At 41.3% G+C, this 23246-nt stretch carries 20 protein-coding genes; 10 read left to right on the top strand and 10 right to left on the bottom strand.

Annotation, left to right across the window (positions count from 1 at the left end):
- The 3 genes from ACT3QP_RS10180 to ACT3QP_RS10190 form a co-directional block, all read left to right on the top strand.
- Positions 1–814 (top strand): YbfB/YjiJ family MFS transporter (locus ACT3QP_RS10180; RefSeq protein ID WP_444525394.1); only part of this gene is annotated, 814 nt, incomplete at its 5' end.
- A gap of 245 nt (positions 815–1059) precedes the next feature.
- Positions 1060–2157, top strand: a complete 1098-nt coding sequence (locus tag ACT3QP_RS10185) for a hypothetical protein (RefSeq protein WP_444525395.1) — start codon at positions 1060–1062, stop codon at positions 2155–2157.
- A 587-nt stretch (positions 2158–2744) separates the two neighbouring features.
- Positions 2745–4292: an FAD-dependent oxidoreductase gene (locus ACT3QP_RS10190; protein WP_444525396.1), complete on the top strand. Its 1548-nt coding sequence runs from the start codon at positions 2745–2747 to the stop codon at positions 4290–4292.
- A 262-nt stretch (positions 4293–4554) separates the two neighbouring features.
- Here the strand turns inward: ACT3QP_RS10190 and ACT3QP_RS10195 are convergent, their stop codons facing one another.
- Positions 4555–5232: a TIGR00730 family Rossman fold protein gene (locus ACT3QP_RS10195; RefSeq protein ID WP_444525397.1), complete on the bottom strand. Its 678-nt coding sequence runs from the start codon at positions 5230–5232 to the stop codon at positions 4555–4557.
- A 421-nt stretch (positions 5233–5653) separates the two neighbouring features.
- On the opposite strand from ACT3QP_RS10195, the gene ACT3QP_RS10200 reads away from it, so the two are divergent.
- Positions 5654–6244, top strand: a complete 591-nt coding sequence (locus ACT3QP_RS10200; protein WP_444525398.1) for a M23 family metallopeptidase — start codon at positions 5654–5656, stop codon at positions 6242–6244.
- Between the two features lie 7 nt (positions 6245–6251).
- Here ACT3QP_RS10200 and phoR read toward each other — a convergent pair whose 3' ends face one another.
- From phoR to dtd, 3 genes are all read right to left on the bottom strand, one after another.
- Entirely contained in the window at positions 6252–7337 is a 1086-nt protein-coding gene (gene phoR / locus ACT3QP_RS10205) for a phosphate regulon sensor histidine kinase PhoR (protein WP_444525399.1), read from the bottom strand.
- A 63-nt stretch (positions 7338–7400) separates the two neighbouring features.
- Positions 7401–8105, bottom strand: a complete 705-nt coding sequence (phoB, locus tag ACT3QP_RS10210; protein ID WP_444525400.1) for a phosphate regulon transcriptional regulator PhoB — start codon at positions 8103–8105, stop codon at positions 7401–7403.
- A gap of 146 nt (positions 8106–8251) precedes the next feature.
- Positions 8252–8707, bottom strand: coding sequence for a D-aminoacyl-tRNA deacylase (gene dtd / locus ACT3QP_RS10215; protein ID WP_444525401.1), 456 nt, complete (start codon positions 8705–8707; stop codon positions 8252–8254).
- Between the two features lie 117 nt (positions 8708–8824).
- On the opposite strand from dtd, the gene asd reads away from it, so the two are divergent.
- Positions 8825–9661: an archaetidylserine decarboxylase gene (gene asd / locus ACT3QP_RS10220; RefSeq protein WP_444525402.1), complete on the top strand. Its 837-nt coding sequence runs from the start codon at positions 8825–8827 to the stop codon at positions 9659–9661.
- A 164-nt stretch (positions 9662–9825) separates the two neighbouring features.
- On the opposite strand, the gene ACT3QP_RS10225 is transcribed toward asd, so the two are convergent.
- The 6 genes from ACT3QP_RS10225 to fadB all read right to left on the bottom strand — a co-directional run bounded on the left by ACT3QP_RS10225 (position 9826) and on the right by fadB (position 17509).
- Positions 9826–10425: a DUF1287 domain-containing protein gene (locus ACT3QP_RS10225; RefSeq protein ID WP_444525413.1), complete on the bottom strand. Its 600-nt coding sequence runs from the start codon at positions 10423–10425 to the stop codon at positions 9826–9828.
- A 119-nt stretch (positions 10426–10544) separates the two neighbouring features.
- Positions 10545–11192 carry an HD domain-containing protein gene (locus ACT3QP_RS10230; RefSeq protein WP_444525403.1) on the bottom strand — a complete coding sequence of 216 codons (648 nt, stop codon included), beginning with the start codon at positions 11190–11192 and terminating at the stop codon, positions 10545–10547.
- A gap of 267 nt (positions 11193–11459) precedes the next feature.
- Complete coding sequence (locus ACT3QP_RS10235; RefSeq protein ID WP_444525404.1) at positions 11460–12035, bottom strand: isochorismatase family protein; 576 nt, start codon at positions 12033–12035, stop codon at positions 11460–11462.
- Between the two features lie 235 nt (positions 12036–12270).
- Positions 12271–13080, bottom strand: a complete 810-nt coding sequence (locus ACT3QP_RS10240; protein ID WP_444525405.1) for an acetoin reductase — start codon at positions 13078–13080, stop codon at positions 12271–12273.
- Positions 13081–14033: 953 nt separating this feature from the next.
- On the bottom strand, positions 14034–15206 hold the full coding sequence (gene fadA / locus ACT3QP_RS10245; protein ID WP_444525406.1) for an acetyl-CoA C-acyltransferase FadA: 1173 nt from the start codon (positions 15204–15206) through the stop codon (positions 14034–14036).
- 143 nt (positions 15207–15349) lie between these two features.
- The gene (gene fadB / locus ACT3QP_RS10250; protein WP_444525407.1) at positions 15350–17509 is read right to left on the bottom strand and encodes a fatty acid oxidation complex subunit alpha FadB; all 2160 of its coding nucleotides are present in this window, start codon (positions 17507–17509) and stop codon (positions 15350–15352) included.
- Positions 17510–18457: 948 nt separating this feature from the next.
- On the opposite strand from fadB, the gene ACT3QP_RS10255 reads away from it, so the two are divergent.
- The 5 genes from ACT3QP_RS10255 (at position 18458) to ACT3QP_RS10275 (ending at position 23199) form a co-directional block, all read left to right on the top strand.
- Positions 18458–19585, top strand: a complete 1128-nt coding sequence (locus ACT3QP_RS10255) for a polyprenyl synthetase family protein (RefSeq protein WP_444525408.1) — start codon at positions 18458–18460, stop codon at positions 19583–19585.
- Between the two features lie 52 nt (positions 19586–19637).
- Positions 19638–20138, top strand: coding sequence for a diacylglycerol kinase (locus ACT3QP_RS10260; RefSeq protein WP_444525409.1), 501 nt, complete (start codon positions 19638–19640; stop codon positions 20136–20138).
- Positions 20139–20212: 74 nt separating this feature from the next.
- Complete coding sequence (locus ACT3QP_RS10265; RefSeq protein ID WP_444525410.1) at positions 20213–21037, top strand: DUF72 domain-containing protein; 825 nt, start codon at positions 20213–20215, stop codon at positions 21035–21037.
- Complete coding sequence (locus tag ACT3QP_RS10270; RefSeq protein ID WP_444525411.1) at positions 21037–21813, top strand: hypothetical protein; 777 nt, start codon at positions 21037–21039, stop codon at positions 21811–21813. The genes ACT3QP_RS10265 and ACT3QP_RS10270 overlap by 1 nt, the downstream gene beginning before the upstream one ends.
- Positions 21814–22047: 234 nt before the next feature.
- Positions 22048–23199, top strand: coding sequence for a PIN domain-containing protein (locus tag ACT3QP_RS10275; RefSeq protein WP_444525412.1), 1152 nt, complete (start codon positions 22048–22050; stop codon positions 23197–23199).
- The last annotated feature ends 47 nt before the right edge of the window (positions 23200–23246 follow it).

Genomic DNA, 23246 nt, shown 5'->3' on the forward strand with positions numbered 1-23246 from the left:
CATTGCTTCAGGATTGGTATTAAAGTCGCTCGTAAAAAATAACCACCGTGCTGAGTTGGGTATTCATTTTGCAGGTGCGGGTTTGAGCATTGTCATTACCTCTTTATTGTTTGAGGCAATGCAAGTCCTATCAGCAGATTGGCAGCAGCAGTGGTTGGCCTTATCTGTTTTAGCGATTGTCTTTGCTGTACCTGCCTGGTTATGGATGCCACACCCTTCTACAGAAAGTAAAAATCAAGAAACGGTTAAGGACAATCCACCAAGTAAGACATTCAAATCACTCATGATGCTCGCCTATTTTTGTGCTGGTTATGGCTACGCAGTAAGCTCTACTTTTATTGTTGACATTGTAGAGAGTACAAAGGGTTTGCAAGGACAAGGCGGTTTTGTTTTTCTTTTGATTGGTTTAGCCGCTACGCCCGCTGCACTTATCTGGGATCGTATTGCTCGAAGGTTTGGTTGTCTAAGAACGCTAATTGCCGCTTATCTTTTACAAGTGACAGGTATCATACTCCCTGCCCTCAACGACAACTTACCTGCTGCCATAATCAGTGCTTTATTATTTGGTGGTACTTTCATCGCTTGTGTGAGTTTGGTATTAACGATGGCAGGTAAGTTTTTTCCCAGTGATCCTGCCAAGTTTATGGGTACAATGACATTGTCTTATGGCGCGGCTCAAATCATTGCGCCAGTCTGTACCGGTTATATTGTCGAATCTTATGGAAGTTATAACCCAGGTTTATACCTATCAGCAGCGGTTGTCATGGTCGGTATGATTTTTTTATATGGCTTGTTAAATTTGAAACATCCTTAGCCAAAGAAAATAGTTTATGTCATAATACTAGGCAAATGTTTAACATACCCTCAAGACACGCTCTAAAATAAAATAAAGCAGCCATCGAACGAGCTACTTTTCCTTATTATAAAAGTTACCCTTTTATTACTATCTAACATATATTCAGTAAAATAAGTAAATACTCTTGTTAACCTCAGAGTTTATTGTTATATTTATATATTCGAATTTACGAATATAGTACTCAGTACTGAGGAATCAGAGAAATGGATACAGCAGAAGTTGCGTTGGTCACTGATGCGGATACAATAAAAGTTGAGTTTGTAGCTATAGATAAAGAATGGGATAAACAAATATCAGACTATAATTTTGACATCTACCATTTATCTGGTTGGATTACGGCGTCATCTGTCATCGATAAAGGGAATCCTCAGGGTATCATCGCTCACTATAAAAACAAGAAAGTATTTCTACCTATTATCATACGAGAAATAGATTCAGAATGTTGGGATGCCACATCTACTTATGGTTACGGTGGTCCTGTGATGGACCAGTCTCTAACCGATGCCCAATTAGATATCATTCTAACAGAAATAAGGGCCTGTCTCTTTAAAAAAGGCTGTGTCTCTCTATTTATGCGCTTACACCCAATCATCAATAAAGATTGGCTACCCACCGTTGGACAAGCCTTAACTCATGGGCTGACATTAATATCTGATCTAAATAAGTCTGAAGAACAACACTGGAGCGAAACCCAAAATCGCCATCGTAGAGGTATCAAAAAAGCTCTAAAAATGGATGTTGTGACCAAAATTGAGCCATTAACTAAAGAAAATGCCATGGTGTTTTCAAAAATTTATAAAGAAACCATGGCGCATGTCAAAGCATGCCAATATTACTTTTTTGATGATGCCTATTTCTTCAATTTATTTAAGAATCTTCACGACAGAATACTCTTGATAACAGCCTATCAAAATGGCAAAGCAATTGGGTCATCTATATATACCCTCTGTAAAGAGTCTGGCATCATGCAATTCCATCTTGGCGGTACCCTTAATGAGTATACAAATTTGCAGCCATCCAAACTGATTACTCATGTTGCGCGTGGTTGGGGTAGAGAAAATCAATATCAGCTACTACATTTTGGTGGAGGTTTAGGCTCTAAGCTAGATTCGTTATATGAATATAAAAAAGGATTTAGCTCGCGAGAACTATTATTTAAAACCTATAGACTTATCGTCAATCCAGAAAAATATGCTGCATTAGTCGCCAATAAACGGTTTACTAAACACGATTTGAACTCAGATTTTTTCCCTTTGTATAGAAAAGAACCTACTATAGAGAAAGTTATGGAGACTGATTAAGCGGAGCCTTTAACAAGCATATTATTGCAAACCACTTCTCCTTTGTTTTAGCTTAGGTAGACGTGTCTTTATGTTAACAATATTGATAAAAATGAGATAAAATTCCGTCCAACAATAAAAGTAGCGCAGATAATAGTAGAGTATTGACCAGACACTTAACGATGTTTGACAAGACTTAGCCTATTGATATGACTATCAACTGAATTGAAAACACGTCCTCCTTAAATACTCAGAAAAATAAAAAAGCAGCCACGATAATGGCTGCTTTTTTTTAACTAAAAATCAGCATATGTGCTCAATTTAATGAATATTCGTCTAAATGTACTAAAAATGACCAATTATTGACAAAACTCATGTATGTATTTACTTATTTGCCATCATATTAGATGTAGTTTTTCGTAAAATAACCCTATGCCGCTTAAGAGTCACTACACAATAATAAATATAATCATTACTACTTAGTATGTATATTGAACTTAAAAAATTTGCACGCATATCAACAGTTATAAGTTATTTAAGTACAAAAGATTCAATAAATATATCGAGCGCGATCTGCTATAAATGATATTAAGGATACGATAATAACAATGACTCAATCTATGACTAACAATAAAGTACATTCTGCCAAACGCGTCGGTATTCTCGGTGGTGGTACAGCAGGAGCAACGATAGCCATTCGCCTTGCAGCACTAGGGCTAGAGACTTATGTCTTTGAAAAAAACAAGTCGCTAATCGATGGTCCACCAATGTGTCATTTACATGCAGGTGGCAACCTGTATCGTGAGATTCCTGATGAAGACTGTGTCGCACTGCTCAAACAATGTATCGATATTTTGCGGTTGTATCCTCATACCATTGATGTACGTCCAACGGTATTTGCAGTGCCAACTCGCGATGAAGGTTTGCCTGAAGATTTACTGCCACGCCTCGACATATTAACAGATACATACCGTGAGCTTATCACTCAAGACGTCAGCAATAAAGTATTGGGGGAGCCAGAAAACTACTACCAGCTCTACAGCCATGAGCAGCTGATTGAGCTTTCTGAACGTGAACAAGTCGCTGTACCAACTACCGTTGATGAGTGGATGATACCAGTTGCTAAGTACCTAGACCTTAATAAAGTTAAATATCCGCTGATTGTTGTACAAGAATATGGCTGGAATATCTTTCGCCTAGCTGCCTCTGCGCAATTGGCGTTAGCAAGTTATGAACATGCCCATGTCTTTACTGATACTCAAGTACAGCAAGTCATGCCTGTCGACTGTGAAAACTGCTCAAATGCTGACCACCATGTCACCAAATGGCGTATCGACTATCAGCAAGCACCTCATGACAAACCAAACATGAAGTGTGACTCTGCTACCACATCTATCGAAGTTGACTACTTAATCAATGCTTGTGGCTTTCGCACTGGTATAATCGATGATATGGTCGGCGTTAAAGTAACTCGCATGGTTGAATTCAAATCTTCTTATATTACGCATTGGGATAATACTGGCGGACAAATCCCAGAGATTATCGTCTATGGTAGTCGCGGCACACCAGAGGGTATGGCCCAGCTCACACCCTATCCAGGTGGCTACTTCCAAATACACGGCATGAGTAAATTTATTACGCTGTTCGATGACGGATTGGTCGCCTCTAGCAAAGACAGCGCGCAACCTGAATTGCCACACCAATACGTACACTATATCGAAGACGGCTGGGACAAAGCACCACTACAAGCGCGTAGTCAACAAGCCATCGACTATGTCGCCGAATTCGTACCGACATTTCACAGTGCTCGCACGGTCGGTAATGCGCTATATGGTGGGCAGCAGATACCTGGGCAAGACGACACGCTACGTGTTGCCGATGTAAGCCTGTACACCAATATACGTTATGCCCGTGCTGAAAATGTCAAAGCGTCATCAACCTTAATTGCGTCAGATCAAATTGTCGATGAGTTGGTCGAGCTCGGTTTGATTGAGCGTGACACAAAAGAAAATCAAAACCGTTATACTCATAATTGGCCTTACTTGACACAAAACGATAGCTCAGCGATTGATAAAGTCGCCCATGTACTGGCTGAACAACGTGGATTTCCATCACCGATGGCTGGTGTCAATCATAGTATTCCAGAATCAGCTTAAGGTCTGACTGAACGTTAATCGCTTCTCGATGATAAATGGTTTTTATGATTTGTAAGGTCTATTATCGCCTGCCTGTAATGATAACCTGAATCAAAACCTGTCCCAAAAATTGCATAAAGAAAGAGAGCATAGCTAACCATTAGCTATGCTCTCTTTCTTTATAAAAAATAAGATCAATATCTTATAGAGCTCAATACCTTATAAAACGCATTATTTTCATTGCAAATCAGAGTACGGCTGTGAATAGTAGAGACCTTATCTGTTAATTGCCAACCATCTTTTCTGTATCAACGGCAGAATCTATGGTGACCACTGTCTTGAGTAGATCGATGGCTTCACCAATGGTATTACAAACCACCAAACGCTTAAGATCTTGTTGCTTCATAAAACCTTGCTCAGTGGTGTATTTCAAATGCTCAATCATACGATCATAGAAACCATTGATATTCAAAATAATCATTGGCTTTTCGTGTTGGTAAAGCTGTCGCCACGTGGCGATTTCCATAATTTCTTCTAATGTACCTAAGCCGCCCGGCAAGGTAATAAAGGCATCGGCATATTCTGCCATGACTGTCTTACGGGTGTGCATGGTGTCTGTTAAATGAAGACGGGTCAGCTGCTCATGAGCAATTTCATGCTTCAGCATAAAAGTTGGAATCACGCCAACAGCTTGTGCGCCACCTTTGATCACTTCATCCGCAACGGCACCCATTAGCCCAATACTAGCGCCACCATAAACCAAGCCCATGCCATTACTTGCCAATGCCAAACCCAGCTCACGTGCCGCTTTTTCATAGACATCACTATTACCCAAACGCGATCCGCAATATACGGCTACTAACGGCATCGTTAACGTTGATTTATCTACTGCTTTTTCTATATTGCTAATATCTTGGCTAGTAATGACTTCATAAGTATCGTTGTTAATTTTCATTTGCATAGAACTTCCTTAATAGTTACATCAATGATTATAGTTATAAAAATAATTGGTGAGTGTTCAACACACTTTAGTGGTAACACATGGATTTTAACTTGTTTTTATGTATACAGTTTTCATTATCGCAAGGTATAACCTCAGAACGCCACGCTGTTTTATGATCGCACTTTTATCTTAACATAGCTGACATGATTGGGCGGTAACAACCATTTATCAACACGTAAATATGATGTTTATATATCTTTATTACTAGGGCGTGTTGAACATTCGACCATGGCACTAACAGAGACTATTTGTGAATGTTCAACACGCCCTAATAAATAGCCACAGATAACAATATGATAAATAACAATGCGATACAGACCTTAAGTGACAAGACTTCTATAATAAAAGTTAAATATCACAAGACATTTAAGAGAGATCAATGCTAGCAGATAAACGAGACCAGCCACCAACGCCTTCTTGTTTCAGTCGCGTATTAAGCGTACTGATCAAGGCAGCTGTGTTAATCGCGCTACTATTTGTCTTTGATAAGCTGCTGCCCAGTATTAGTCAACAGGCACAGTCGTTCGTGGTCGCTAAATGGCAACAACTTAGCTTATTACAACAAGAGCTACCTACAGAAAACAGCCTACCGAGCCCACTGCCAGGACAAAACCTAACCGATACTTGGGGTGCAGCACGTAGTCAAGGTCGCTCGCATGAGGGCATTGATATTTTTGCAGCGCGCGGCACTCCGATACAGTCGGCAACGCAAGGCATCGTCCGTAAGGTCGGTGAGAATAATTTAGGCGGTCTCGTGGTGGTGGTCGTTGGGCCTGGCGGCGCAGGGCATTACTATGCGCATTTAGAAGACTATGCTGATATCGACCCCGATGACTGGGTCAATGTTGGCGATACGATTGGTTATGTAGGCGATAGCGGCAATGCCAAAGGCACACCGCCCCATCTCCATTATGGTATCTATATTAACGGTAGTGCCGTTAACCCATACCCACTGTTGCAAAAAGAGTAAGGGCTGTTTAGGGTGCGGATCGAACGTAAGTGGCTGGAAATACCATGCTAAATGTCGAGCCAACCCCTTCTACTGAATCAATTTGCAAGTTGGCCTCATGTTGGTATAACACATGTTTTACAATTGCTAAGCCCAACCCTGTTCCACCAGTAGCACGGCTACGACCTTTATCAATGCGATAAAAACGTTCTGTTAAACGTGCGATATGTTCAGGAGCAATACCAATACCATTATCCTCAACAGCGAACTTACAGCCTTCTGACGTCTTCGTCCAACTGATGGATATATCACCACCTTTCGGCGTATATTTGATAGCATTAATTACTAAATTAGATAGGGCGCTATTTAAGTACATCTCTGAACCTTGCAGCCCGTCATAAGTGTCTATTTGTAAATGAATGGTATGACCATACGCTTGGTTATAAGCTTGCGCATCATCATACACATGTGTCAGTAGCTTGGTCATATCAATATAATTGAACTCATGCGTTTCTTCTATTTCGATACGAGATAGCAGCAGTAGATCATTCACAATTCTATTCATACGTGCCGTCTGCTGGGTCATCAGCTCAAAGCCACGTCGCCACTGCGGCGGCATATCAGGCTGATGCGAGAAGTTTTCTAGATAGCCCATCATCACCGTCAACGGTGTACGCAATTCATGTGAGACATTCCCAACAAAATCGCGGCGCATTTCTTCTAAGTTATGCAATCGTGTTACGTCGTAAATAATGAGCAGCTTTTCATCACCGAACGACGTAATTTCGCACTTTAGGTAACGCTTAGCATCTCGCCATGATTCTATATGAACACCATCGTTCGGTATCGGTACTGACTGATAGTATTGACGAAACTCAGGCGCACGAATAAAGTCAAAAACACTCTGACTTTTATCCGTTGGTTGTAGCAACAGTAAATCTTCTGCCGCCTGATTCCACCACTCTAAACCATCACTGTCATTGAGCAATATAACGGCATCACCTAAGGCTTGTACGGCGCTGCTGATTTTTTTGAGTTGTTCTGTAGCCTGTTGCTGGGCAGCTGGATCTACCGCACCCTGTTGATTATTATTTATTGGCATACTCTTGCTCATTTGTCATCCTTACCACTATTCACGATGTTAGCTCGCGATTACTATCACACTTTTCGTAATAGGTTAAGTTGGTGCAATAAAGCTAGAAAATCGATAGCCTGTGCCACGCACCGTTTGTATTAACGTATCACACTGATGCGGGCGCAATAATGTGCGCAAACGCTTAATGTGTACATCAACGGTTCTGTCTTCAATATAGACATTGCCGCCCCATACTTGATCTAGCAGCTGTGTCCGCGTATAGGCACGCTCTGGGTGACTCATAAAAAATGCCAGCAATCGATACTCAGTGGGTCCAACCTCGATGACTTTGCCAGCAGCTGTCACGCGCTGGCTTTTGGTGTTTAAACTTAGCTTTCCAACTTCGATAGGTTTATCACTACTCAGCGCACTACTGCGACGTAATACCGCTTTTATTCTAGATATCAGCTCACGTGTAGAAAATGGCTTGGTCATATAGTCATCAGCACCCGCATCGAGGCCATGAACTTTGCTATCTTCTTCGCTTTTGGCCGTTAACATAATAACGGGGATTTCAGACAATATCTCATCATTTTTTAGCATACGGCAAAAATCAACGCCACTTTTGTCGCCAGGGAGCATCCAATCTAGCAAAATAAGCGCAGGTCTATGATCAACCACTTGTTGATGCGCTTCTGACACGTCAACTGCCTGTAAGCTATCAAACCCAGCCATTTCTAACGTCATGACAATCATTTCACGAATCGCAGGCTCATCTTCAACAATTAAAATTTGCTCATTATACATACGGTATTCTCAGCGTTAGATAACAAAATTCAACTTATAACAAAGGCGTTAGTCGCTCGCCAGATTTTATCTATTAGACGGATTAATTATGACAGCTTAATGACATTTGTTTTAAATGTCTTACCCTTAACATCGAATTCAAGCGTTTAATTTACTTCTAATAAGAAATTTAACGGCCCATCATTGATGCTCGATACTTGCATATCAGCGCCAAACTGACCAGTAGCGACTTTTGAATACTGTGTCTCAGCATAAGCGACCAGTTGTGCAAACAATGCTCGTGCGGCATCAGGAGCCATGGCATTGCCAAAGTCAGGACGGCGCCCCTTGTCTGTCTTTGCCATTAGAGTAAATTGTGAGACCAGTAATAATCCACCAGTGATTTGTTGGACATTTTTATCCAATTTACCATATTTAGCAGGGTCATCATCATTTTCAAAAATACGATACGTCAGGATTTTATCGACCATTCTCTGTGCACTTTGTAGCGTGTCATCGTGACCCAAACCAATATAAGCCAACACGCCTTGTTCAATAGAACCCACACAGTATCCATCGATAGTAACACTGGCACCCTTCACTCGTTGTATAAGCGCTTTCATTTACGGACTCCTTACAGATTATGCTCATACAATAACATGCTGTCCATGATAAAATGCAGCCATTCACTTACCCGTTAATTATTACATTGAACTTTATTTTACTTTGGTAACCTCATTATGAATTTATTCACCACCTTGCAACAGCTTGTCCCGCAGCAGCAGCTAAGTAAAGTCGCTGGGCGCCTAGCCGCAAGCCGCCACCCCTATGTCAAACGTGCATTTATCCGTAGCTTTGCTAAAGCTTACCATGTCAGTTTGGATGAGTATGAGCGCCAGAGCTTTAATGCCTATGAGAGTTTCAATGATTTTTTTACTCGTGAACTAAAAGACGATGCTCGCCCTATCGATACGACTGCTGACGGCATTGTCAGCCCTGCTGATGGTATCATCTCTCAATTGGGTCAGATTGAAGACCATAAATTGCTCCAAGCCAAAGGTCGCTATTATGATGTCGGGCAGCTACTCGCTGATAGCGAAGATGGCCATTATTTTGCTGATGGTAGCTTTGCGACCGTTTATCTAGCACCTAGTAATTATCACCGCGTCCATATGCCGTTCGATGGCACTTTGACCAAGACACGCTACGTCCCTGGGACGCTATTTTCAGTCAATACGACCACTGCAGCGAATATTCCGGACTTGTTTGCGCGTAATGAGCGCTTGGTTTGCATGTTTGATACTAAATATGGCAAAGCAGCCGTGGTGATGGTCGGAGCGATGATTGTCGCAGGTATCGAAACGGTAGCGACAGGTAAGATTGCCCGTACGGATGACATTCAAGAAGCCGATCATGACATGAGCTTTGAAAAAGGTGATGAGCTGGGCCGTTTTTACTTAGGTTCAACGGCGATTGTCGTATTGCCAAAAGCCGCAAAAGCTGACTGGCAAGAAAGTATGAAAGCCAATAGTGTGGTGCAAATGGGACAGTTATTGGGCAATACCAACACCAAGTAAGGCCGTCCTTTCGCACAAAAACTAAAGCCCAGTTAGACGCAAATCATGACGTTTAACTGGGCTTTTGGCTGGCTTTTTCTGATACTGATATTAAGAGTAACGACTCATAATGCAAGCGCTTCAGTATTGAAAGATATCGAAAGCACCTTAGTATCGAAAGCACCTTAGTATCGAAAGTGCTTATGAATCGGATAAGCGAATAAGATATTTTCTTCTTGCGTACCGCGCCCGATATTATGAATGACAAGGGGTGTACCATCATCAGCTATTTTGTCTGAGACAATACCTATGTGTGGTAAGTTGCCATTCGGCAGACGCCATGACACGATATCTCCTGCTTGGAAACTGTCTTTATCCGTAATCGATAAGCTCTGTCCATGACGCTCAAAAAACACTTCAAGATTGGGTACACGGCGATGGTCGATGTTTTTGTCCGTGGATTTTAGTCCCCAGCTTTTTGGATAGCTTGACCAGTTGGACTTCATATCATGATTGACCAATTGCTGTAGATCGATGTTTTGCAGGCGATAAGCTCTAATGACAACATCGGTACAGACGCCAGTTTCTATCGGTACATCACCACGCGGAAACTCTAATTTACGATAAGCAGGATCATAACTGGTGGTCACACCGATTTGCTTTTTGGCATCGTTCGCCAATTTATCACCACTACTGATGGAGGTCGTCGCTTGAGATATTTGCGCTAAACCCAATGCACTGACTAAGATCAGTGATTTGCATAGTGTTTTATAAGTTACAGACATTCTCATTTAACCATCTCTTTTTCATTGAATATATATCCTAGTACACTAACACGTACAAAGAATAAGTAAGTTGTAAAATCTTTAAGCAACCAAACTATTAATTTCGAACTACTTGAAAATTACAAATCAACTAACCACCCTTGCTGAGTCGCATATTCAATATTTTTTGACAGCCAATCATGAATACTAGGAAAGCTCTCTTTGATAAAATTATGCGCATTACTCACTTGCGAGCGAGTGACACCCAGCTCAATCCATGTTTTTCCTTCAGTATTTAGATTGAGTAAAAAAGGCAACAGGCGATCAACCACTTTTAGCAGCTGCGTCTCTTTGCTATCGCCCGTCTCTTGCTCTTCCCAAACCTCGCATAAATCTGCAATACCATTGCCACGCTCCGCTTGTAATCGAGCAATACCTTCGCGCTCTTCCACGTGTGCCGTGCTACGAGTACTGGCATAAAGAAAAGTATCACCCGCATCAATCTCACCCAAATCATGTACCAATGTGAGTTTTAATAATTTCTCATGATTGACATCCAACTCAAACTGCTCAGCGATTGACCAGCACGCCATGGCCAAATGCCAAGAATGTTCAGCAGAGTTCTCTTTACGAGTCGTACCCGTCACGTAGCTACGACGATTGACCCGTTTTAGCGCATCTAACTCTAATAAAAAATGGGTTACATCATCTATCTTAATGTTTTTTGCGTAATTTGAATCAGTCAACGATAAAGGCTTAGTAGATGGCGCTGGAGTGACTACTGACATACTGTTCTCTAGTTTTTCTATGGATTGATTGCGCCTTAGATTAAGGTCTTTTGAACGCAAGGATATCTATTATACATAGTATTAAACGGTACCTTGCGTTGACTCTATTTTTATCACTGGTTTTAAATAAGGATACACTCTAGATATAAAAATAGCGCTGATACTATCAAGCGCTATCTCGTTCACGACTATTTACAGAATTTTATTAACAAATTTTGTATGATTCTGATTGATCAATAATGGCTCAATAATACCTAGCATCACAAATTACTTAATCAAGTTACTGATGGTTTTAAAGGCTGGGTCTTTACTGCTACGACACAGCTCAAACAAAACGGTTTCAACCGTGGTAATCACACCACCTGCCCGACGAATACGGCGAATGGCTTGCTTTTTATCATAAGGAAAGCGCGAGCCAACCGCATCTCCGATGATAACAGGCTGCATACCGTTATCGAGTAAATCCAGCGCGGTCTGTAACACACAGACATGCGCCTCTACTCCAAATAATAAAACAATGCTGCGATTCTGTTGCGCTAGATAATGCCATGAATCATCGTTATCACAAGCGCTAAACGTTACTTTTTCAAAGCTTTTGGTATTAGTACCTTCTAATACCTCACGTATTTCTGGCAAGGTATCACCTAGCCCTTTTTTATATTGCTCATTAAGCATGATAGGCACATTAAGCGCTTGCAGACCTTTGATAAGCGTCACTATTTTTTTAACAATATTTTCGTGGTCATAAATATGCGGGGTAAGACGCTCTTGCACATCAATAATCATGGCTTGCGTGTTTTCGCGGGCGATTCGATAGGTACGATCGGTAATCATAGTAGACATAGCACACTCCTTGTACAACTGACGTTTATAATTCAAATCCGTTTTAGTTTTATCATGAATATTATCACTGTTGAACCAACTCTTATTTAGTCATACTTTGTTCAGTGCGTCAATGAAGATATCTTTTCGTTATCAATAATATAAAAAAGGCCTCACAATAAATGTAAGGCCCTTACTCTTCGATTAGATTGTTTAAATTTAGGTTTGACGTTCAACCATGTATCACTTGGTAATTTTATCTAAATACCATACCACCATCCGTTAAAATGGTTTGCCCAGTGATATAATCTGAGTCTTCCGATGCTAAAAATGATACTAAGTTTGCGACATCATTGGGCTGTTGTGGACGACCAGCCAAAATCCCGTTCGTAAATTCTTTCCACGCTTGCTTAGGCTCATACCCTTTATGTTCGACGAACGCTTGATCAATTCGCTCCCACATCGGCGTATCAGCCACCCCTGGACAATAAGCATTGACACGAATATCATACTTCGCCAACTCTTTAGCAGTCGCATAAGTAAATGCACGTACAGCAAACTTACTGGCACAGTAAAGGCTCAACATCTCATAACCTTCATGACCGGCAATACTACAAGCATTAATAACTTTGCCAATACCTTCTTGAGTCTTCATTTGTTCAGCAGCAGCTTGTGTGCCAAAAATGACCCCTTTTATATTAATATCAAGCACCCTATCAATCTCTGATTCTTCAATCTCTAAAAAAGGAGACACAGATTCTACGCCTGCGTTATTGACAAAGACGTCTAAGCGGCCGAATTTATCTACCGCATGCTTCGCCACATTAAACTGGTCATCACGTTTTAGCACATTACCTACTACAGCGCTAACGTCAAAACCAGCATCAGCCAACGTCTTCTCTGCCTTTTTAAGGTTCTCTTCATTGATATCATGTAGCACAACTTTGAAACCGTCATTCGCTAACCGTGTCGCAATTGCATTTCCTAAACCAACTGCTGAGCCGGTGACTACTGCAACTTTTGTTGAAATTGCTTTGGATTCTTGAGTGTTCTGATTGTCTGACATAATCGACCTCGTATTATTATCATTAGTTTACCTAAGAAAAATAGCTAGTCTGTGTTATCACTATTCAAGTCTATAGTGCACTTAATCAGATTATCATAAATAAACACTTAACGCTCCATTCACTATTTCAAGCTTTACAAAGAAGCTTACTCCGACTAGATTCTTGATAAAACTATTCTCTAGAATAGTTAATTCTCAGCTTAGTTTATAACTTTTACAAGAGGTCTTGTATATAGTCAGCCCTAAATAAAAGAGGCGCAACCACGCGATACGGGTTACATTTTTCTTGCTTGCTGTGCCTACACAGACGGAGGTTGCGCAAAATGTAACCATATCGCTGTATTTATTTTATAGTGGATTGACTATAGATGGTATAAGACTGGTACCTCGGAAATGAAAACAATGAAAAATTACTCAATATTAATTTTTTTATTATGTCTAACTATATATTGTTACCATTTTGATGATATTTATAGGATGGTAGCCAACAATGGCGTTGATTTAGATACATTCGCTTTATTTATTTTAAGTATTATCATTAGTACTTTTGCGTTTATTATTACTAAGCTAATTTTACATATAGTTTCAAAATCGAAGATTCATAACTGGGTTTTTATAGTGTTTAGCTATATTATCTCAATTTTTATTTGGTTATATTCAATAACTTTACTAACACCTGTTATGAACATTAGTTAAAAGATAAATTATTGGATATCCCACAAAATCAGTCAAGAGATGTAAAATAATAGACCAAACTCTAATTTTGATAACTTTTTTATTCAACCGATAATGGTACGCTTGGACTAGACATATTTATTGATATTATTACGGGCACAAAAAAAGCGCCTCCAACATTAAGCGAGAGGCGCTCATTTTACAAGACATGAGTACAAATTTAATCGACAAATATCAGCTTTATTAATATTTACTGCTATTTGGAAATTAGATAAAAATTAAACACGCTCAATCACAGTGGCAATGCCTTGGCCAAGACCGATACACATGGTAGCTAGACCAAGCTCAGTATCTGATTGCTCCATTGCATTCAGCAACGTAACCGTGATACGAGCGCCTGAACATCCTAGTGGATGACCCAATGCAATCGCACCACCATTGATGTTGACGATGTCTTGCTTGTCGGTCAAGTTCAAAGCTTTAAGTACTGACAAACCTTGCGCTGCAAAGGCTTCGTTCAGCTCGATGGTTTGCATATCGTCAATGCTCATGCCAGCACGCTTAAGTGCTTTATTAGTCGCAGGTACAGGACCATAGCCCATGATAGCCGCATCACAACCAGCAACTGCCATGCTACGGATACGAGCACGTGGCTTTAGACCTAGATCTTTGGCTTTTTGTGCGCTCATGACTAGCATCGCTGATGCACCGTCAGACAATGCAGATGAGGTGGCCGCTGTTACTGTGCCGCCTTTTGGATCAAAGGCTGGACGTAGCTTTTGCATTTGCTCCATCGTTGCATCTGGGCGAATCACTTCATCGACAGTACATAATTGCAGACGACCCGCAGCATCATGACCTTCGATACCGATGATTTCATTGTCAAAACGACCTTCAGTGGTCGCAGCCCATGCGCGGCGATGTGACTCAAGACCAAAAGCATCTTGCTCTTCACGAGTGATGTTATTCATACGACCAAGCATTTCAGCGGTCAAGCCCATCATGTTTGACGCTTTTGCATAGTGCTTTGACGCTTCAGGGTTCAGATCAACACCATGCATCATGCCGACATGACCCATATGCTCAACACCACCGATGATGAACACCTCACCTTGGTTGGTCATGATTTGCGCAGCTGCGGTGTGAAGCGCCTGCATAGAAGAGCCACACAGACGGTTGACCGTTTGGCCACCAGCAGTTTTTGGGATACCAGCTAACAGACCGATGTTACGACCGATGTTTAGACCTTGTTCTAGTGTCTGGTTTACACAACCCCAGATGATGTCTTCTACATCACGTGGATCAAAGTCGTTGCGCTCTACCAATGCACGTACCAATTCAGCAGACATGCTATCAGCACGGACATGACGGAACATACCGTTTTTAGTTCTACCCATCGCTGAGCGTACGCCATCTACGATGACCACGTCTTTTGGACTTAAAATTGTCATACCATATTCCTTTTCAATTTTTATTGTCAGTGGCCGTATCACAGCACTCGTCATATTTGACTGTCAAATTATTAATAATACATAAATTTCTAACAATCTTATCAAGCCTGTGTACGGCACTTTATCCTAGTAATGACTGCCTATTACGCTGTTGCGTAAAAAGTCTCGCCTGCTGCTGCCATGTCGCGAATCTTTTGCGGAGCTTCATAGGCTTTGCCAAGGTACGCGTACTTATCACACAATGCCAAGTAGTTATCTAGACCCAATTGGTCAATATAACGGCAAGGTCCACCGCGGAATGGTGGGAAACCAACGCCCATAATCATCGCCATATCTGCTTCAGATGGTGTGCTTACGATGTTGTCTTCTAGGCAACGAACGGTTTCATTACAGAAGGCGATCATGGTGCGGTCGATGATGGCTTGATCATCAAATTCTTGCTTTTCGCTGTCTGTAGTCGCTTTTAGCAGCTCATAAGTCGCCTTATCTGCCACTTTCTTTGGCTTACCACGTTTGTCCATTTCGTATTTATAGAAACCAACGCCGTTTTTCTGACCTAGGCGTTTGTTTTCATATAAAAGCTCAATAGCACCTTTATAATCAGGCTTCATGCGGTCAGGGAAACCCTCTGCCATCACTTCTGCGCCATGGACACCCGTGTCTAAACCGACGACGTCGATGAGATACGCAGGACCCATTGGCCAGCCGAATTTTTCCATGACTTTATCGACATGAGCAAAGTCAGCACCTTGCTTAAGCAGCAAGTCAAATGCACCAAAGTATGGGAACAGAACACGGTTTACTAAGAAACCTGGGCAGTCATTGACCACTACTGGCACTTTACCCATTTTAGTTGCGAGTGCAACGGTGGTTGCAACGGCTTCTTCAGATGATTTCTCACCGCGGATAACTTCAACCAATGGCATACGGTGTACTGGGTTAAAGAAGTGCATACCGACGAAGTTTTCTGGACGCTCAAGTGCTTCAGCCAGATAAGTAATAGAGATAGTCGAAGTGTTTGATGCTAGGATACAATCATCTTTAACCAAGCCTTCTACTTCTTTTAGTACCGCACGCTTCACGTTTGGATTTTCTACGACCGCTTCGATAACGATGTCAGTTTCAGCAAAGTCACCATAGTTCAAAGTAGGACGGATACGGCTTAACGTTTCACCCATTTTTGCTGGGGTCATTTTACCGCGATCGACCATTTTGCCAAGTAACTTGCTGGCTTCGCCCATACCAAGGTCTAATTGCTCAGACTTGATATCTTTCATGATGATTGGCAAGCCTTTGCTGGCTGCCTGATAAGCAATACCGCCACCCATGATACCAGCGCCTAGTACGGCCGCTTCATTGATTTCATGTGCTATTTTGCTGTGTTTCTTCGCTAATTTTTTGACTAGCTGATCGCTTAAGAATAGACCCACCAAGCTCTCTGCTTGTGGTGTTTTAGCCGCTTTTGCAAAGCCAGCCGCTTCTACTTCAATCGCTTTATCACGTGGCAAATTAACATGCTTTTCGATGGCTGCAATCGCTAGCGCTGGTGCTGGGTATTGCTTAGGATTTGCTTTGGCAAAGATCATACCTTTAGCACTGTTAAATGCCATGGCTTGCTCAAGCTGATTTAGCTTAACAGGCACCAATTTTTCTTCACGTTTCGCTTTCCAATCAAGCTCACCTGAGATACATTTTTTGACCAAGTCAATCGCGGCATCTTGCAAGTCGTCAGCAGGCACAGTTGCATCAACTAGGCCTAGTTTTAATGCGGGCAATGCTTTCTTTGGTGTACCAGTCGCGATAAGCTCAAGCGCGTTATCAATACCAATGATACGCGTACTACGAACCGTCCCACCAAAACCTGGGAAGATACCCAATTGGGTTTCTGGTAGACCGATGATGGCTTTTTCGCTCATGACACGGTATTCACAAACCAAGGTCATCTCACAACCGCCGCCCATTGCAGCGCCATTAATAGCAGCTACTTTTGGAAACGGTAAATCTTCAAAACGATTGAAAGCGTCATTAACATGGATGACCCAGTCTTTAATCTCGCTTTCTGAATTTTTAAAAGACGCCACAAACTCTGTGATGTCAGCACCAGCGATAAACACGCCTTTGCCTGAAGTGACGATAAGACCTTTTACGTCGTCCGCTTTTTCTAGCGCACTGACCGCTTCACCGAACTGTTTGTTGGTTTCGGCATCAAATTTGTTTACGCTCTCATTTTCAGCGTTGTACTGCATGTTGGCGATGCCATCCTCTAGCATTGTCACCGTGATGCGATTTCCTTGGTATACCATGTGGAACTCCTTTCTATTGTAATAAAAACGATGTAATAAAATTTATGACTGATAAAGTTTATAATTTATAAAGCTACTTTTAAAACTGTAAAAAATAGCCGGTTATTGTTAGTAAGGTAAGTAATAGCACTGATTGATCTGTACGCCCATCATGACAACTGAAAACAACATTTTCATGACAAACAACCTGGCAGATTAACCCGTGAATATGTCGTTATTTTCTCGCGCTTCTCGTTAGGTACTCATTGCTATGTACACATTATTTTTTTAGCACTAGGGCGTGTCTTCAATTCACCCGATAGACATCTAAATGGGCTAAAAGTGGCTAAATCTTGCCAAACATCGTCAGATAGCTGGTTAATATCTCGATATTATCTGCGCTATTTTTCTTGTTTGACGGCAATTTATCTCATTTTTATTACCATTTTTGAAATGAAGACACGCCCTAATAAATACGGCGCTTCATTTATATAATGTCATTCAAAATGCTCATATTAAATGGCTGATTGCGATCTGGTCTTGTCTGAATTGCTCGCTTAAGTTCCGCTATATAATAGCGCCCAAACCTCACGTTTTAATCATCAGACCATTTCCACAGCAATTAGTGTAGGGGATTATGCCCCTGACTGTCACAAGCTAATACCATACTCGCAAGTCACGCTTAAATCTATAATTGCTCTTTACCTAACCAATAATGCGCGCTAAGTGACTGTATGTACACTGAATCCGTATACTAAAATTGTATTTCAACACGCCTTATTATCAAAACATATTCACCCATGAAGTTAAGTCGCCCATACGTAACGGTGACTTATCAGATTATGTCGTGCGTTTTTTGATATTAAAGCGTAAAAAATACGTGATTAAGCAACCGTACCACACAAGCAAGATAATCGATCATGCTACACTAACGATATTTTAATTATTCACCTGATAAATGGTTGGATTATGACTGTTTCTTCTACGCCAAGCCCTACCCCTTTGCGCTTTATATCATTTGATAACAACGAACAATTTCATGGCGCTGTACGCGAACAATTAGCACAAGATATTGAAGTGTTATTTGTTTATGCTGAGCTGCCACATCCGCTGATCGATGCCTGCCGTTATGTGATGACGGGTAAAGGTAAATTGGTACGCCCGTTATTGGTCGCCAGTGCCTTCTCTAGTGTCACAGCGAATAATGACAACGTTTTTAAAAGTGAAGGTATTGAGCAAAAAGACCTGACGCAAAGTGACAAGTTAGACTCTCTTTTAGAAAACGATTCAGATTATGATATGGCGCGCCGTGCAGCACTAGCGGTAGAGCTGCTACATACTTATTCGTTGGTACATGATGATTTGCCCTGTATGGATGATGATGAACTGCGCCGTGGTCAGCCGACTGCTCATATTGTCTTTGATGAAGCGACGGCACTACTAGCAGGGGATGTGCTACAAACGCTAGCCTTTGAAGTATTGACCGCAGAGTTGCCTACCTTTGCACCATTCGATGCAGCTATCGCAAGCCAGCTGCTTGCCATATTTGCACCACGTGCCAGACGCATGGTCGCAGGTCAAATGCTGGATCTCAATGCCGAAGCTAGTGACAGCATCTCACAAACCGATTTGGAAGCCATCCACCGTGATAAAACGGGTGCATTGATTGAAGCTGCCACGCTCATGGGCGGTGTCTGTGCTGGTGCGACGGCTCCTCAACGTATGGCATTACAAGAATGTGCTCAGCATATTGGTCTGGCGTTTCAAGTTCAGGACGATATTCTAGATGTGACAACCAGCACGGACACCCTTGGTAAACCTGCTGGCAGCGATGAAAAACTGGATAAATCTACCTATGTAAAATTTATGGGTGTGAATCAGGCAACCGACTATGCGCAGTCACTGTTTAATGATGGTCGCGCAGCCATTATTCGCGAACTAAGTAGTGGTGAATTGAGTAGAGATAAGCTAAACAATCAAGAGTTGCGCAACTCTGAGCCTAGTCACTCTCAACTTGGCAACTCTCAACTTAGTAACCACAAAAACAATAATGCACTTTTAGCATTGATTGAGTGGCTATGGAATAGACAAAAGTAAGGTTGTGCGTGTTAGACTACTTGCTACTTTACAACCATGATGCAGAGTCTATATGAGCGACAAAACGCCTAACGCTGATAAAAACCTTAACGCTCCCTCGCACCCACAGCAGCACAATCATCATGATCATGCTGCTCATACGCCAGATAAGGGAATAGAAACTGCCGAAAACTTCGCCGAAAATGCAAAAGGCAAAGCAGGCTTCGGGCGTATTGTGAAAGCAGCAGGCTACTCGGCCGATGGTTTTATGGCGGCCTACAAAAACGAAGCCGCATTTCGACAAGCATTTTGGCTGAATTTATTTTTACTTATCGCGCTTGCCTTTATCCCTTTGAGTATCACTATGAAAATGATACTGCTAATAGCTTCGTTTTTGTCCATCATCGTTGAGCTTTTTAATACAGGCATCGAGGCGAGTATCGATCACACGTCAACGAAACAACATCCACTGGCCAAGATAGGTAAAGATGTTGGTTCTGCGGCGCAGTTTTTGGCATTGACGCTATTGTTTATATTGTGGGTGATGGCGTTATGGTCTTTATACTCAGTATGATAGAAAACACCCAGTATGATAAAGAAACCAAGGTGTGTCTGCAGCTGCCCACGTATCACATAGAGTTTTGACCAATGACCTCTTCATCGAACTTGACACCTAAGATTTACCTTGGCACTGGTGGCTATAGCGATACCGACCTACTCGGTACGCTGTACCCTACTGGCACAAAAAAAACGGACTTTTTACGTGAGTATGCCAAACAATACGGGGCGGTCGAGATCAACAGCAGCTTTTACGCACCTATTGGACAAAAAGCGTTTGCTGGGATGGTTGATAAGGCTTATGTACAAGCCGACAGCGAGTTAAAATTCGCCGTCAAACTGCATCAAGACTTTACTCATGCGCGTAAAGGAACAAGCGATCACGCACAGGCATTTCTAAACGCCTTATCTCCACTCATCGAAGCAAATGCTTTAGCGCCTTTACTATTACAGTTCCCACACGGCTTTGATCGTACTCGCGAGCATCGCCTATATCTAGCAGAGCTTGTCAGCTGGTTTCAGGACTACCCATTAACGGTTGAGTTTCGTCATAACGCTTGGCACACGCCGCAAGTGGTCGATAGCTTTCGGCAGCAAGGTCTGATTTGGTGCAGCGTTGATTACCCAAAGGTGAATGGCCTACCACCGTCACGATTGATATTCACTGAACGCACTGGCTATCTGCGCATGCATGGCAATAATCTAAACTGGTGGGATGCGATGAGTGCGGCTGACCGTCATGATTATCGCTATAGCGAGGCTGAGATGCAGGACTGGGCGCAAGCGATTGCCAATCAGCGTCAGCATTTTGATACGTTATATATCTTCTTTCAAAACACCACCAAAGCGCATGCTTATTATAATATTGCGATGCTGCGTGAAGCGTTGAGTAAGTTTGGGTTTGAGGTGTTGTAATGTCGATAAAACTAACAAATTTGATTGGGTTTTTTCAGTCTAATAAAGAACTAGAACACAATCAAACAAAGGCTATTCAGCTTTTGCAAACGATGCAGTGGTCAAAATTATGCTGGGATGAAAGCTGGGAAGAAGTGATAGCGCTAGAAAGCTTATTACCAGAAGTGGGTAAAACCCACTCTATAAAACTTGATGAAAACGAAGACTATGCTGAAGAAGGAAAAGCATACATTTTATGGCTGCCACCACATTCAGAACTTAATGGTTGGTACGACAAAAGACCCTCTGAAATCCTAAAAGCTTATGTGTTAGAAGGTGATTTATCCAATGCCACTTCAAACTATGAGAATCGTGAGTATTTTTTTGATTTTCAAGTTACAAGTCGTACAAGGCTAATTGATTGCTTTGTCAACATTCATGAAACAGAAAGTGTCTATGTACCTTATTTTCTAAAATATAAAGATAGTTTGGCGTCAACTTGGGAAAACGTTCAAGACCTTGAAAAATGTAAAGTAGGAAACTACTTGTATATACATGGGGTGAAGCCAGAATCTAGCTTCGAGCTTATATTATCTTATGAAAAAGAAAAGATTTGTCTCCACTATTCAGCAACTCTATACCACCCTGCTGACTACGAAACTGTTATTACAAGGTATTTTTTGAATGATAAAGAGCAGAAGTTATTTGAAAAGCTAATAGAAAAAGCTAGTGAAATAACAGATACTTCGATGAACTCACTAGAAGGTGATCAGATTTACGGTGCTGAGTATTGGTAGAGTGAATTGAACGCAGCAGACCGCCATGACTATCGTTATAGTGAGGCGGAGATGCAGTATTGGGCGTAAGCGATTGCCAATCAACGTCAGCACTTTGATACGCTGTATATCTTCTTTCAAAACACTGTCAATGCACATGCGTATTATAATATCGCTATGTTGAGAGAAGCGTTGGGTAAGCTTGGGTTTGAGGTGTTTTAATATTGAATATATTAAACAAATTTGAGGTTAGACATGAGTTCAGATAAAGATAAAGATAAAGATAAAGATAAAGATAAAGAGTATGGCGCAATCCTAGTAGACACGTCTATTTTTGATCAGAATGGTTTAAGGTTAGAGAAAGGCTTACTAGGAAAATTAAATCAATTTAAAGACAGTGAAATACACTACCTTTTACCCGATGTCATAAAAGGTGAGGTTCAAAGTCACTTAGAAAACAAGGTGAAAGGCTCTCGGGCATCTTTAGAAAAAGCACTAAACGATGCTGCAGACCATCTATTTTTCGACGGTAGTGAGCTCAACAATGCAAAGGCAGTTTTGATTGATAGTAACGAAATTGAAGGAGTTGCTGAAAACCGTATTGATAAATTTATAGCGAATACAGGAGCTTTAGTTCTTAATTGCGGAAACTATTTATCAGTATCTGAACTCTTACAACAATATTTTCATAACAAAGCTCCTTTCGCAGAGACAGGTAAAAAGAAAAATGAATTTCCTGATGCAATTGTGCTTTTGGCAACAGAGGCATGGGCTAAAAAAAATGATATACAAGTTTTAGCAGTTGCTAAGGATGGGGATTGGAGGAACTACTGTGAAACATCCGATAATATCGATTACATTGAGGACTTTTCAAATGCATTAAGTCAGTTTAATAGGGAGACAGCACCTTTTGCCTTTTTGTCTTTACTAGTCTCTAGTTTAGAAAAGCATGAGGCAGATGCAGTTGATTTTATAGAAAGAATTTATAGTAGTTTGGAAATGTACTTTGATGGGTTTACACCAGATCAAGAAGCTGATTCTTATCATCAATGGGAACCAGATGGCTCTCATGGTTGGCTAAGTGACTTTGCGTTAATTAACTATAATTTTAAAATAGTAGACCATGCAGAAGATTACGTTGTGCTAGAAATGGAGGCTAGTATTTCAGTTGAGGTAGAAGGTGAGTTTTCTCTTTCACACTATGACTCAATAGATCGTGAGTATATTGGAATTGGTGGGGTTGTAATTACTACTGAAGTGCAATTTAATTCTGAAATATTAGTCACTGTATGTGGAGACTTAAATGGTGATTTATCAGATCTAGAGATTGAAGAAGTTGAAGTTGTAAACCCTATAACTTCAGTTGACTTTGGCACGTTAGAGCCTGATTACGGATATGATGAATAAAAATATGTAATAACACATAAAAAAGGACGCCTCTCAGCGTGCTTTTT

The sequence above is a fragment of the Psychrobacter sp. AOP7-B1-24 genome, from assembly GCF_052376215.1.
Taxonomy (GTDB): Bacteria; Pseudomonadota; Gammaproteobacteria; order Pseudomonadales; family Moraxellaceae; genus Psychrobacter.